The following is a 13,430-nucleotide window of genomic DNA, read 5'->3' as shown; positions in this document are numbered from 1 at the left end:
TGTAACCGAAGCCCGGAGCACGCGATCAGGCCTGCGCCATTTCGACGGCACGATCCAGGTCCACCGAGACCAGGCGTGACACACCGGGTTCGCGCATGGTGACACCCAACATCTGGTGCGCGACTTCCATGGTGACCTTGTTATGCGTGACCATCACAAACTGTACCTGTTCCGACATTTCCCGAACCATGTCGGAGAAACGTCCGACATTGGCGTCATCAAGCGGCGCATCGACCTCGTCGAGCAGGCAGAACGGGGCCGGGTTGAGATTGAAGATCGAAAACACGAATGACACGGCCGTCAGCGCCTTCTCCCCACCCGACAACAGGTGAATGCGGGCAATGCGCTTGCCCGGCGGACGGGCCATGATCGCCACACCGGCCGACAACCAGTCATCACCGACCATTTCGAGATGGCCATGCCCTCCCCCGAACAGGCGCGGGAAGAGCTGCTCCATGTTGCGATTGACCTGCTCGAATGTTTCGCGAAAACGAGTTCGCGTGTCGCGATCGATTCTGGCGATGGCCTTTTCCAGCGTTTCCAGCGCATCTTCGAGGTCGGCATGCTGCCGGTCCAGGTACTCCTTGCGCTCGGACTCGGCATCGTACTCTTCGATTGCGGCCAGGTTGACCGGTTCGAGCTTGCGAATCTTCTGTTCCAGCGCCTCAAGTTCCTGCTGGTACTTCTCGGCAGCAGCACCTTCCGGCAGCTCTCCCAGCAGTTGGTCGAGATCGGCATCGAGTTCCTCGATTCGACTGGCCACGCCATCGGCCTTGAGCTGGGTTTCTTTCAGTTCAAGCTGTCGGCGCGACTGCTCGGATCGAATCTCGTCGGCACCGGCGCTGGCGGACTGGCGGATATCGTCCTGCCGACGCCACTCGGTTTCCAGCGCTTCGAGTTCCTGCCGCGCCTTGCGCAGCCGCTTTTCGACCTCCAGCCGCCGCTCCAGCAACTGATCGCGCTTCTCCTCCTGCTCGCGCACCGGCGCATCGCCTTCGGCCAGAGCCTCGCTCAATTCCAGGTAACGTGACTGGAGCTGACCCACCTGGCTGTCCATGCGCTCGATCGACTGGCGCAGCGATTCCAGTCCGGCCCGGCTGGACTCGACTTTCAGCGACAGGGCCTCGCGCTTTTCGGCCACTTCCCGGCGACGCTGTCGCAACAGGTTGCGTTGCTCGTCCAGACGCGTCTTTTCACTCACCAGCGGCTCGCGCTCCTGCTGCGCCGCCTCCATGCCAGCCATGGCCTGTTCGAGTTCCTGGCGGGCCTGCGTTACCGCCTCTCCATCTTCCTGCTGGCGCTGCACCAGTGTTTCACGCTCCTGAGCAGCGGCCTGGCGCTGACGCCGGGCCGATTCCAGCCGGCTGGCCAGCGCGCTGACTTGTCCGTGAAACTGTCCCCGGGCCCGCTGCAACTGTTCGCTTCGACGGGCCGTTTCACTCAGTGCCCGTTCGGCACGCTCCAGGCTCTCGCGCGCCTGGCTCAGCGCCTGTTCGATTTCGGCGATGCGATGATCATCCTCCTCCACCGCCGCGCTCAGGTCGCGAATTTCCTGTTCGCGCTCAAGCAGGCTGCTGCCTGATTCGGCCGCCTCGGGCTGACGCAGCCATCCCTGCCCCAGCCACAGCCCTTCCGGCGTCACTACCGACTCGTCTGCTTGCAGTGATTCCAACTTGCGCCGGGCCTCGTCCGGATGCTCGGCCAGAAAAACCCGACCCAGCACGGATGCGAGCACTCCGGCTCCCTCGACCTGCTCGCCCAGGCTTCCAGGCGACGGCGACACGGATCGCTTTTCGGCTAGAAACAGCCCGGCCGGCGGCAGTTTCTCCAGCAGATCCGACCCGATCTCATCGACCTGTACGGCCTGCAGCCAGGCCGACAGCACGGTCTCGACAGCACGGGTCCAGCGCGTGTCACGGAGTTTCAGGCGGCTCATGATCCGGGATTCGGGATCGATGTCGTGATCCTTCAACCAGGACTCGAGGACCTCGGCCTGATCGCCGTCCTGATTGAGCAGACGCAAGGACTCGATGCGGGCCTGACGTTCGTGGCGTGCAGCCCGGGCGGCTTCCAGGTCGTTGCGCAGGGCCTCGATACGGCGGCGCAATTCGGAAATCTCGGCCTGCTGCGCATCCGACTGCTCCTTTTCCCGGGTCATGCTCTCGTCGGTGACGGCCAGTTTCTCGTTTGCCTCGGCGTGCTCGCTCTCCAGGCGTTCGATCAGCGCCGTGCCGCTGTCATCATCCAGGGTTTTCAAGCGCTCGGCAGCGCGGTTCATGCGCTCGTCGATATGTTCGATACGCTGGCGCAGGAGCTCGGTCGTGCTGGCGGTCTTGCTGGCCTGCTCCTGGTGGGCCTGCCAGCGCTCCTGCCATTGCGCAAGTTGCTGTTCGATGCGTTCGACCTCAGCGGCCGCCGAGCTCTCTTCCTCCCGCGCCTGTTCAAGCTCGGGGCTGAGTCGCGCCAGCAGCTCGGAGGTTTCCTTGACCTGAGCCTTGTCGAGCACCAGGTGCTGCTTGAGTTCGTTGAGCTGCGATTCGGTGTCCGCATGCTCGGCCTGTTGCCGCTTGCGAATCTCGCGCTGATGCTCAATCGACTGTTCGATGCGTGCGATCTCGCCGGCTACTTCGTAGAGCTCGCCCTGCACTTTTGAAACCGCATCCGAGGCCCCGTGCTGCTGCTGACGCAGCGATTCCAGTTCCTTCTCCGCTTCGCGCTGACGGGCCAGGGTCTGCTGCAGCTTGTTCTCGACCTCGCGCAGCACCTGCTCTTCCTGCGTGGCGCGGCTGCGATACTCGCGCCAGCGCAGGGCCAGCAGGCGGGCCTCGTCCTGGCGATAGCGCGCCTTGAGCTTGCGATAGCGCTCGGCGGCATTGGCCTGCCGCTTGAGCTTGTCGAGATGTTTTGAAACTTCTTCGCGCAGGTCGGCCAGGCGCTCGAGGTTTTCGCGGGTATGACGGATACGGTTTTCCGTTTCGCGGCGACGCTCCTTGTAGCGCGATATGCCGGCAGCCTCCTCAAGAAAACCGCGCAGCTCCTCGGGACGGGCCTCGACGATCTGCGAAATCATGCCCTGCTCGATGATGGCATAGCTGCGCGGACCCAGCCCGGTGCCGAGAAAGAGATTGGTGATGTCCTTGCGACGGCACTTCGTGCCATTGAGATAGTAGGCCGACTGACCGTCGCGGCTGACCTGGCGCTTGACCGAGATCTCGTTGTAATCGGCATACTCGCCGCCGGCACGGCCATCGGAATTGTCGAACACCAGCTCAACCGTCGCGGTGGCCACGGGTTTGCGCGCGCTCGAGCCCGAGAAGATCACGTCGCTCATCGATTCACCACGCAATTGCCGGGCCGAGCTCTCGCCCATGACCCACCGCACGGCATCAATGATGTTGGATTTGCCGCAGCCATTGGGCCCGACAACACCCATCAGGTTGGAGGGAAACTTGATCGTGGTCGGCTCAACGAAGGATTTGAAGCCCGACAGTTTTATTGCGGTCAGTCGCATTGACGCGGTGTCCACCCAGGAATTGTTGTAATGTAAGTCGCCGTTGCAACGGAATCAGCAGGACCTTCCCCCAAAAATGGCCAGTCAGCCCAGCAAGGATCTCGAAACCTTTCCCAACCCGCACCCGGCGCGCGATTATACCATCCGGATTCGCATGCCAGAATTTACCTGTCTCTGCCCCAAGACAGGGCAACCCGACTTCGCGGAACTGTATCTCGAATACGTTCCGGACAAGCTTTGCGTGGAACTCAAATCACTCAAGCTCTACATCTGGAGCTTTCGTGAGCAAGGCGCTTTCCACGAGGCAGTCACCAACGAGATGCTTGAGGATCTCGTTGCCGCGACCCAGCCGCGCTTCATGCGCCTGACGGCCGAGTTCAAGGTCCGCGGCGGCATTTACACCAATGTCATCGTCGAGCATCGGGCCAGGGACTGGCAGCCACCCCAACCGGTCAGCCTTCCCTGAACCCGGTTTATTCCGTCGACTCGTCCAGCGGCAGCATCGGCTCGATCTCGGCCTGTTCGCGCATTTCATCGAGCAGGGCCTGACGCCGTTGCTGCATCAGACTGCGGGCAATGCCGTCGCGCACCTCTGCCAGCGGCGGCGGCTCCAGCGCCCGTGTGTCGACCACCTGGACCAGGCGCCAACCCTGTGGCGTTTCCAGCGGCAGAGTCACGACTTCACCGGCCGAACGCCCTTCCAGCGCGGCTGCAAATGACTCGGGCACCTGGCTGAGATCAATCCAGCCAGGCTGTTCAACAGACAATCCTTCCGACTCGGCCCGGTCGCGAACGTCCGCATACTCCTTTTCACCATCGTCGATGCGCCCCAACTCCCTGAGCACCGTTGCCTGATCCGGGTAAGTGATGGTCTCGATACGGTACTGACGATCACCGGAACGTTCGACCTGGCGCTGATAGACCGCCTCGATGTCCTCGTCTGTCACGGGGTATTCGCGCTGGAACTGGTTGATATAGTGCCGGTTGAGCACCTCCAGGTCGCGAACTCGGCGCTCGGCCCGCACCGACTTATCATCAGCGATGCCTTCGCGCTCGGCCGCGCTGGCAATCGCACGCATGCCGATCAGTTCGTCGAGCAGCTCACGCATGCCATCGTGATCGTCTTCGCCGACCCCGCGGGCACTCATCACCAGCTCCAGCATGGGCAACGTAATGGGCTCCCCATCGACCAGAACCAGCACGACTTCGTCCTCGCCGACCCCGTCGGGATCCGTCTGACAACCCCCGATGAACCCCAAAATAAGCAGTGAAAAAAGTATTTTACGAGTCATTCTCAGAAACAGCCTCAATATTGAGTGCATGGATATCGGTCTGCATGAGCGCGCCCATCGCCTCGTAGACTGCACGGTGTCGTGCCAGTCGCGACATGCCTGCAAACGCCGGGCTGACGATGCGTACCTGAAAGTGCCCCCGGCCATCTCTGGCGCCGGGATGCCCGCGATGGCGATGGGAATCATCCACCACCTCCAGTTCAACCGGCGCAAACGCCTGCTCCAGGCGTTCCCGGATCATGGCAACCCGTGCCTCGGTCATGGCAGCACCGCCTTGAACGGCTGCACCTCGACACCCTGCCAGGCGCCGGATTGCACATAGGGGTCGGACTCGGCCCAGTCCCGGGCATCGGCAAGACTGTCGAACTCGGCCACGACCAGAGAACCGGCAAAACCCGCCGGCCCCGGATCTTCGGCATCGATCGATGGCAGAGGGCCGGCCAGCAGCAACCGTCCCTCGTCACGCAGGGCTTTGAGTCGGGCCAGGTGCGCTTCTCGCGAGGCCCTTCGTCGCTCCAGCCCGGACTCGGACTCGCGCCCGAGAATCATGTACATCATGTCGGTTCCGCAGCATGAGTCAGGGGCGACATTGTACGCTCGCCGGACGCCGCCATGGCCAGCACCTGCCCCTTCCCGGACAATCACGCGACTCCGCCTGCCGGTCCCCTGCTAAACTTGCCGCATGACCGACACAGTCGAACATCCGGCCAGCCAGCAGGAAATGCCCTTTGCCATTGTGCAGGGCGAACCGCTGCTCAAGTTGCCCGACGATCTTTACATTCCGCCCGATGCCCTGGAAGTCTTTCTCGAGGCCTTCGAAGGGCCGCTGGATCTGCTGCTTTACCTGATCCGGCGACAGAATCTCGACATCCTCGATATTCCGATTGCCGAGGTCACCCGCCAGTACACGGGTTATATCGAGATGATGACCGACATGAAGCTCGAGCTGGCCGCCGAGTACCTGGTCATGGCCGCGATTCTTGCCGAGATCAAATCGCGCATGCTGCTGCCTCGCCCGCAGGCCGAGGAAGAGGAAGAGGAGGACCCGCGCGCCGAACTGGTCAGACGCCTGCAGGAGTACGAGCGCTTCAAGAAGGCCGCCGAGGATCTCGACGAACTGCCGCGCCTGGAGCGTGATCTGGCCGTGGCCGAGGCCGATGTCGAAGAGCGTGGCGAGATTCGCCTGCCGCCCGAGGTCGACCTGCGCGAGGTGCTGCTGGCCCTGCGCGATGTCATGGCCCGGGCGGAAATGCTGGCCCACCATCATATTCAGGCCGAACCGCTGTCGGTCAGGGAGCGCATGGCACGGATCATCGACCTGGTGTCAAGCGACCAGTTCGTGGAGTTCGAGCGCTGTTTCGATCTCGAGGAAGGGCGCCGTGGCGCCGTAGTGACTTTCCTGGCCCTGCTGGAACTGTTGCGCGAACATCTCATTGACCTGGTGCAGCAGGAACTGTTCGGCAGCATCTATCTTCGAAGCCCCACGGCGCGGGCCTGAACGACGCCACTGACAAACCATCATGGATATCGATTACCTCAAACGCATTATCGAAGCGGCATTGCTGGCAGCCGGCAACCCGCTCAGTCTCAACCAGCTCAACAGCCTGTTCCCTGCCGAAGAGCAGCCCGGCCACGGGCCGATCAGAGAAGCCCTGGCCGCGCTTGATGCCGAACTGGAAGGCCGGGCCGTGGAACTCAAGGAGGTGGGCAGCGGTTATCGCCTGCAGATCCGCACCGACCTGATGCCGGTGATTTCCCAGCTATGGACCGAGAAACCGCCCAGGTACTCGCGGGCCCTGCTGGAAACCCTGGCCATCATTGCCTATCGCCAGCCCATCACCCGCGGCGAGATCGAGCAGATTCGCGGCGTATCGATCAGCTCGAATATCCTGCGAACCCTGCAGGAACGCGACTGGATCAAGGTGGTCGGACATCGGGACGTACCGGGTCGCCCGGAGTTGCTGGGCACGACCCGGGCCTTTCTCGACTACTTCAACCTGAAATCGCTCGACGAACTGCCCACCCTCGCCGAGATCAAGGACATCGACAATCTCGAACCGGAACTCGAACTCCATCATCCCGCCAGCGAAGACAAGACGACAGACAGCGACCAGGCAAATGACCAAGAAGACCCAGCGCCGGAAGCCGGCGACCCGCCAGCCGGAGAAGACCCGCAGGAAACCGACGGTCAACCAGGCGAAGACGAAGCGTCCGACCCAGAGCCGAAAGGGCAAGCCGCCGCAACGCAGGAACCGCCCGTCGACCAAGAAGGGTGATCGTACCGATGCCGCTCCAGCGGCTGCCGGACGCGAGCGCTTGCAGAAGGTGATGGCACGGGCCGGACTGGGTTCGCGGCGGGCGCTGGACGAGCGCATTGCCGCAGGCGACGTTCGCGTCAACGGGCAGGTTGCCGAACCGGGCACTTCCGTTGGCGAAGACGATTCCATCGAGGTCGATGGTCGCAAGTGGACGGTAGCGGCCAGTCAGCCCAGCCACCAGACCCTGATCTACTTCAAGCCCGAGGGACAGGTCACGACACGAAAGGATCCGGAAGGTCGTCCCACGGTTTTCGACAAGCTGCCGCGCCCGAAAGAGGGTCGCTGGATTGCCATTGGGCGGCTGGACATCAACACCTCCGGCCTGCTGCTGCTGACCACTGATGGCGAACTGGCCCATCGCATGATGCACCCTTCCGGCAATGTCGATCGCGAGTACCTGTGCCGCATTCGCGGGGCGGTCAGTGACGATCAGCTCGAGCAGCTCAGAAAGGGCGTTCGACTCGAAGACGGCATGGCCCGCTTCTCCGACATCGTCCCCGGTGAAGTCACCGCCGGACACGCCTGGTACACGGTGGCGATCATGGAAGGAAGGAATCGCGAGGTGCGCAGACTCTGGGAAGCCGTGGGCGCCCAGGTGGCCAGACTGAAGCGTGTGCGCTTCGGCCCGGTGTTTCTGCCCAGCAGCCTGCGACCGGGGCGCTTCCACGCACTCAATGCCACCGACCACCGCATTCTGCGCGAAGACGTGGGCCTGCCAGGCCGGCCAACGGAACTGGAACTGGTGCCGCCGGGCAAGCAGCCCGGCGACAAAAAAACACCCCGCAAGCGATGATCAGCCGGCGGTTACCGGCATCAGGGTGAGCTCGACCCGACGATTCTGGGCGCGACCGACCTCGTTTTCGTTGCTGGCCACCGGGTAATCGGGGCCGTGACCATAGGTCGCGATGCGCACCGGCTCGACACCCTGCCCCACCAGGTAACGACCGACGGTTTCGGCACGGCGCTGGGAAAGTCCCATGTTGTACTGGTGCGAACCCACCGAATCGGTGTGCCCGTCGACCACCAGCACGGTCTGATCGAATTCCTCCAGCACCAGCGCCACCGAATTGAGCACCTCGAAGAAGTCCGGACGCAGATCCGCACTATCGAAACCGAACGTGATATTACCCGGCATGTTCAGAATGATCTCGTCGCCGCGGCGCGTCACGCCAACGCCCGTTCCTTCTAACTGACGGCGCAGCTCGGCTTCCTGGCGATCCATGTAGGACCCGATGGCTGCCCCGCTGAGTGCGCCCACGCCGGCTCCGATGGCAGCGCGCCGGACCCGGTCACGACCGGTCACGGCGCCCACCACGGCCCCGATTCCGGCCCCGATCGCCGCACCCTGCCCGGCCCGGGTCGCACGCTCCTCCCCAGTCCACGGATCGGTGGTCGTGGCACAACCGGCGAGCACGGCAACGAAAGCGGGTACGGCAATCCAGCGAGTGGGCCAACTGCATTTCATGATCTGTTCTCCTGACAAAGTGACTAATGAGGTCGTGGCAGCAGGTATATCCGGCAGCCACTGAACAACCCCTGAATCCGGCTACTGCTCAAGCCAGCGATACAGCGTGCGACGCCCAACACCCAGCAAGGCGGCCGCCCGCCGCTTGTTGCCGTCGACCCTCTCGAGCACGTAATGCACGTACCGGCTTCTCAGTTCGTCCAGACTGGGCAGCATGTCGCCTTTCAGCAGCGCATCAGGCACCGCCGTGCTCGCTGAACTGTCTTCCGATGCCGGTTTGCCGTTCCCTTGCCGCACCCGCTCGGGCAGGTGTTCAATTCCCACCTCTTCGTCCTCACAGAAGGTCACGGCCCGCTCCATGGCGTTCTTCAGCTCACGCACGTTGCCGGGCCAGTGGTACTCGCGCACGGCCCTCAGCGCCTGTTCGGACAGGCGGCGAGCCGGACGGCGGCTGGCGGCGGCGAAGCGGGCCAGGAAACTCATGGCCAGCAGCTCCAGGTCCTCGCCCCGCTCGCGCAGCGGTGGAATGCTGAGCTGAAAGGCTTCCAGCCGATAGTAAAGATCCTCGCGGAACTCCCCCTTTTCAACCAGGGACTGAAGATCCTGGTTGGTGGCGGCAATCAGGCGCACATCAACCTGGTGCTCGCGATCGGCGCCGACCGGGCGAATACGTCCGTCCTGCAGCGCCCTGAGCAGCTTTGCCTGCAGCGCAGTCGGCATCTCGCCGATCTCGTCAAGAAACAAGGTGCCGCCATCAGCCTCGCGAAACAGGCCCGGACGGGCACGATCGGCTCCGGAAAACGCACCTTCGGCATGGCCGAAGAATTCCGACTCCAGCAGGTCGGCCGGCACACCCGCGCAATTGACGGCCAGAAAGGGCATGTCGGCGCGGGGGCTCTCGGCGTGGATGGCATGGGCAATCAGATCCTTGCCGGTACCTGACTCGCCACTGACCAGCACGGCACCGTCTGCCCTGGCAACCTGGGCAACGCGATCGAACAGCACTCGCATCGCCCGACTGGAACCCTCCATGCCGTGGAAGCTGTCGCGTTCGAGCATTTCGCGAAAGCGGCGCACTTCCGAGCGCAGGCGGCGATTGGCCAGCACCCGCTCGACACTGAGGATGAAATGATCCATGTCCAGCGGCTTGGTCAGAAAGTTGTCGGCCCCGGCCTTGAGTGCCGCCACGGCCCGGTCGACCGTGCCATAGGCGCTGATCATCAGGGTGGCCGGCGCCACATGTCGTTCACGCACCGCCTCCAGCAGCGCCAGGCCATCGGCCCCGGGCAACTGCAGGTCGGTCACGACCAGGTCGGGGTCCACCTCGTCGATACACTCCATGGCCGCCTCGGCCGTTTCCACGTGACGCACCCGGTACCCCTCGGCTTCCAGCTCTTCGAGCAAAAGCTCGCCCAGGGCGCGGTCATCCTCCACCACCAGCACGTTGTAGCGAACATCACCCATCGGCTGCCTCCTGATCCAGAACCAGTTCGAAACGACTGCCACCCAGCGCATGACTGGAGACCACGTTCAGGCCGGCCTGATGCTCTTCGGCCACGGACTTCACGATGGCCAGACCCAGACCGGTGCCGCGACCCTCCTTGCCGCGGGTATGGAACGGCTCGAAAATCCGCTCGCGCTCCCCGGCCGGCACGCCGGGACCATCATCCTCGACAGCGACCACCACGCTGCCATTACGTCGTTCGACCACCACGGCCACGGCCGAACTGGCCGCCTGAACGGCATTGCGCACAAGGTTGACCAGTGCATGCTCCAGCCGCACCTCCCAGCCACGCACCCGGATCTCGTCGGGCAACTCGTCGACGCTCAACTCGATCCCGCGCGATTCGCACTCCGGACGCATGGCTGCCAGGGTACGTCTGAGCAAACGACCCAGCTCGACCGACTCGGCGGGCTGATGGTCGCTGCGCACGAACTCCATCAGTTGCGAGATCAGCTCACGGGTGCGCTGAACCTGCCGCCGCATACGCTCCAGACGGCGGCGCGCATCATCGCCCAGGTCTTCATGCTGCTGCAGGCGGCGAGTATCGCCATCGATGACCGTCAGCGGCGCACCCAGTTCATGCGCCACGCCCGAGGAAAACCGCCCCAGCGCGGCCAGGTGTTCCTGCTGGCGCATCTGCTCGAGCATGTACTGGCGCTCCTGCCGCTCGACATCCAGTTCGGCCTGCATGCGATCAAGCCCATCGAGCATGCGATTGAGCGCGCCCGCTACGCCGGCCAGCTCATCCGGGCCGTCGACCTGGGCCCGGTGCCGGGGCTCCCCGGCCTCGACCCGGGCCATCGATTGCACAAGGCGCTCCACATGCCGCCCGACCGCCAGTCGGTGACCAATCAGAACAATGGCAAACATCACCACCATCACCAGCGTCCACAGCAGCCACCCCAGCACGCGCAACTCCTCAAGCTGCTCGGCAATCTCCTGCTCCAGTCTGACGACTTGCAGCAAGCCCTCGATTCGCCCGGCCGGGCCGGTTAGCGGCACAAAATAGGAAAACACTTCCTCACCGCCCAGTTCCGCGTAGCGCCCCAGCTCTTCACCCAGCGCCACCAGTTCAGCCGCCTCGATCTGCTCCCTGGGCCCCGGCCTGGCTTCACCGGCAACGGCTACACGGCGTCCGCCGGCATCATAGACATAGGCCCCGTACACCCGCCCGATGTCGAACACCGCATCAAGCGTGTCCTGCACGCCGCCAAGGTCACCAGCCAGCAAGGATCGCTCGACGGGCACCCGCATGGCGCGGGCCACCAGCTCGATTTCCTTTTGCAGGCGGTGCTCCAGCAGACCTTCGACGGCGTGGTGCGTCATCCACACCACCACCGTGCCAAGCACCGTCAGTGGCAGAAAAACCAGCAGTATCAGTTGCAGTCGTAAACTCTTCATGAGGCTTTCAATTCAGGCACATGCGCCATTGTGACACACAATCCGTGCATTCTGGTGACTCACCTGAAGGCTCCAACACGCAAAAACAATGACTTGCCGGCTTGGCGCGCATCTTGCATGTATATCTTCGCGAAATTTGACACGCAACCTGAAAAGGAGCAACACCATGAACCTTCGCAAAATGATTACCCTGATGACCTTCGCCGTTGCCCTGGCCTTCGGTACCGCCGCTATCGCTCAGTACGAGCAGCCGCCCGAGCCGGAGCAGACGGACGTCTCCTCGCAAGAGCTGCAGCAGTTTGCTGAAGCCCAGGTAGAGATCTCCAGCATCCAGCAGGACTTCTCGGCCCGCCTGCAGGGCGTTGAAGACCCCGAGAAGGCCCACGAGCTGCAGGTCGAAGCCAACGAGAAGATGACCGAAGCTGTTGAAGGCGCCGGCCTGGACGTGGAATCGTTCAATCGCATCGCCATGGCGATCCAGAACGATCCCGAGCTGCAGCAAGAACTGACCGAGATGATTCAGTAAGAATCATCGGGCGATCCCCAATCGCCTCAAACCGGACTGCCGGAGCCCCGACTCGGGGCTCCGGTTTTTTTATGGGTTGTAGATCGTGTTGCCCTGTCGCGCATAGCGCTCAAGCACGCGCGCTGCCTGCTCTCTCAACACCCCGGTGCGCACGTCCACGCCGCGCCGGTCCAGCTCCTCGACCCATCGACTCGAACGGGCGCCCTCGTCAAACCCGGCCGCTTCTGCATCCGCCTTGGTTGCGCCGCACAGCACCGAGGTGACTCCCGACCACGGGATCGCGCCCAGACACATGGCACAGGGCTCGCAGGAAGTGACCAGTTGCAACGGGCCATGCGGAGTCTCGGAAAGATTCCAGTGCCCCATGCGTCGCTGGGCCAGGCTCAGGGCCACGATTTCGGCATGTGCCGCCGAACACAACTGCGGCTCGACACGGTTGACCCCCAGGGCAATGACAGCCCCACTGCCCACGGCAACCACCAGCGCTCCGAAAGGACCACCGGTGCCATGTCTCAGGTTCTGTTCAGCCAGGCTGATGGCCACGCTCATGCGTTGTTCAGCCGTTTCTAGACTGGCAGGCAACTGCTGCTCGACACCTGCGATCCAATCGGGCAGGTCGATGCGAACGCTGTTGTTGTCGGCTTTCGACATCATTGACTTCTTCTCCTGACCACCTCGAACAGCGCAATTCCAGCACTGACCGACACATTCAGACTCTCCATCTCACCGGGCATGGGGATACGCACCAGTGCATCACAGTGCTTTCGGGTCAGTTGTCTCAGGCCCCTATCCTCACTGCCCAGCACCAGGCCAACGGGCCCGGACAAGGGGGCATGATAGAGCGTGTCGGTCGCCTCCCCGGCCAGCCCGACGAGCCAGACACCATGATCGGCCAGCATGCGCATGGTGCGTGCCAGATTGGTGACCACGGCCACGGGCACCTGCTCGGCGCCCCCGGCAGCCACGCGACGCGCCGCCGGACTCATGCCCGCGGCACGGTCCCTGGGCACGACCACGGCATCGGCACCGGCGGCGGCTGCACTGCGTAGACAGGCCCCCAGATTGTGCGGGTCCTGCACACCATCAAGGATCAGCAGCAGTGTGTTCTCGCCGCGCGCCCGCACCACATCCTTCAGTGACGCCTCGTCAATCGGGGGCAGCGGCTGGAACTCGGCAATCACTCCCTGGTGGGGCACTCGCCCGGCCTTGCGATCCAGCCTCTGCTGATCGGCCGGCTCGATACTCACGCCACATTCGCGCAGTTGCGCTTCCAGCATCTCCAGGCGCCGATTGCCCGGCCGAATCCAGACGCGGACGATTCTCTCGGGCGCGTGCCTGACCAGCCCCTCGACGGCATTGATGCCCATGGCCAGCTCACGCTTCATGAATACAGCTCCCACATTCCGTGGGCCG

14 protein-coding genes are annotated in these 13,430 nt (G+C 63.4%); 5 read left to right on the top strand and 9 right to left on the bottom strand.

Annotated features, from left to right (window positions below):
- Nucleotides 1–25: 25 nt before the first annotated feature.
- The gene (smc, locus tag IC757_RS07710; RefSeq protein ID WP_190976742.1) at nt 26–3,511 is read right to left on the bottom strand and encodes a chromosome segregation protein SMC; all 3,486 of its coding nucleotides are present in this window, start codon (nt 3,509–3,511) and stop codon (nt 26–28) included.
- 76 nt (nt 3,512–3,587) lie between these two features.
- Between smc and queF the strand changes: the two genes are divergently transcribed.
- Entirely contained in the window at nt 3,588–3,977 is a 390-nt protein-coding gene (gene queF, locus IC757_RS07705) for a preQ(1) synthase (RefSeq protein WP_190976741.1), read from the top strand.
- Nucleotides 3,978–3,984: 7 nt separating this feature from the next.
- On the opposite strand, the gene IC757_RS07700 is transcribed toward queF, so the two are convergent.
- From IC757_RS07700 to IC757_RS07690, 3 genes are read right to left on the bottom strand one after another with little or no spacing between them, the layout of a single operon-like run.
- Nucleotides 3,985–4,803, bottom strand: a complete 819-nt coding sequence (locus tag IC757_RS07700) for a peptidyl-prolyl cis-trans isomerase (RefSeq protein WP_190976740.1) — start codon at nt 4,801–4,803, stop codon at nt 3,985–3,987.
- Nucleotides 4,793–5,065, bottom strand: coding sequence for a BolA family protein (locus IC757_RS07695; RefSeq protein ID WP_190976739.1), 273 nt, complete (start codon nt 5,063–5,065; stop codon nt 4,793–4,795). Before IC757_RS07695 ends, IC757_RS07700 begins: the two co-directional genes overlap by 11 nt.
- Nucleotides 5,062–5,361: a YciI family protein gene (locus IC757_RS07690; protein WP_190976738.1), complete on the bottom strand. Its 300-nt coding sequence runs from the start codon at nt 5,359–5,361 to the stop codon at nt 5,062–5,064. The genes IC757_RS07695 and IC757_RS07690 overlap by 4 nt, the downstream gene beginning before the upstream one ends.
- 124 nt (nt 5,362–5,485) lie before the next feature.
- Here IC757_RS07690 and IC757_RS07685 point away from each other — a divergent pair, with 124 nt between their 5' ends.
- The 3 genes from IC757_RS07685 to IC757_RS07680 are packed head-to-tail and all read left to right on the top strand — an operon-like array spanning nt 5,486 to nt 7,914.
- Nucleotides 5,486–6,301 carry a segregation and condensation protein A gene (locus IC757_RS07685; protein WP_223846306.1) on the top strand — a complete coding sequence of 272 codons (816 nt, stop codon included), beginning with the start codon at nt 5,486–5,488 and terminating at the stop codon, nt 6,299–6,301.
- A gap of 22 nt (nt 6,302–6,323) precedes the next feature.
- Nucleotides 6,324–7,079: an SMC-Scp complex subunit ScpB gene (gene scpB / locus IC757_RS16710; RefSeq protein ID WP_223846305.1), complete on the top strand. Its 756-nt coding sequence runs from the start codon at nt 6,324–6,326 to the stop codon at nt 7,077–7,079.
- Between the two features lie 40 nt (nt 7,080–7,119).
- Nucleotides 7,120–7,914, top strand: coding sequence for a pseudouridine synthase (locus tag IC757_RS07680; RefSeq protein WP_263405595.1), 795 nt, complete (start codon nt 7,120–7,122; stop codon nt 7,912–7,914).
- Here the strand turns inward: IC757_RS07680 and IC757_RS07675 are convergent, their stop codons facing one another.
- From IC757_RS07675 to IC757_RS07665, 3 genes are all read right to left on the bottom strand, one after another.
- On the bottom strand, nt 7,915–8,586 hold the full coding sequence (locus tag IC757_RS07675; RefSeq protein WP_190976736.1) for an OmpA family protein: 672 nt from the start codon (nt 8,584–8,586) through the stop codon (nt 7,915–7,917).
- An 81-nt stretch (nt 8,587–8,667) separates the two neighbouring features.
- On the bottom strand, nt 8,668–10,050 hold the full coding sequence (locus IC757_RS07670; protein ID WP_190976735.1) for a sigma-54-dependent transcriptional regulator: 1,383 nt from the start codon (nt 10,048–10,050) through the stop codon (nt 8,668–8,670).
- Complete coding sequence (locus IC757_RS07665) at nt 10,043–11,491, bottom strand: ATP-binding protein (protein WP_190976734.1); 1,449 nt, start codon at nt 11,489–11,491, stop codon at nt 10,043–10,045. Before IC757_RS07665 ends, IC757_RS07670 begins: the two co-directional genes overlap by 8 nt.
- 166 nt (nt 11,492–11,657) lie before the next feature.
- On the opposite strand from IC757_RS07665, the gene IC757_RS07660 reads away from it, so the two are divergent.
- On the top strand, nt 11,658–12,017 hold the full coding sequence (locus IC757_RS07660; protein WP_190976733.1) for a DUF4168 domain-containing protein: 360 nt from the start codon (nt 11,658–11,660) through the stop codon (nt 12,015–12,017).
- A gap of 69 nt (nt 12,018–12,086) precedes the next feature.
- Here IC757_RS07660 and IC757_RS07655 read toward each other — a convergent pair whose 3' ends face one another.
- A complete protein-coding gene (locus tag IC757_RS07655) occupies nt 12,087–12,671 on the bottom strand; it encodes a nucleoside deaminase (RefSeq protein WP_190976732.1) in 585 nt (194 codons plus the stop codon).
- Complete coding sequence (gene rlmB / locus IC757_RS07650) at nt 12,668–13,402, bottom strand: 23S rRNA (guanosine(2251)-2'-O)-methyltransferase RlmB (protein WP_190976731.1); 735 nt, start codon at nt 13,400–13,402, stop codon at nt 12,668–12,670. The genes IC757_RS07655 and rlmB overlap by 4 nt, the downstream gene beginning before the upstream one ends.
- Between the last annotated feature and the right edge of the window lie 28 nt (nt 13,403–13,430).

Origin of the sequence: Wenzhouxiangella sp. AB-CW3 (assembly GCF_014725735.1) — a bacterium.
Taxonomy (GTDB): domain Bacteria; phylum Pseudomonadota; class Gammaproteobacteria; order Xanthomonadales; family Wenzhouxiangellaceae; genus Wenzhouxiangella.
This window is presented reverse-complemented; position numbering and strand designations above follow the sequence as displayed.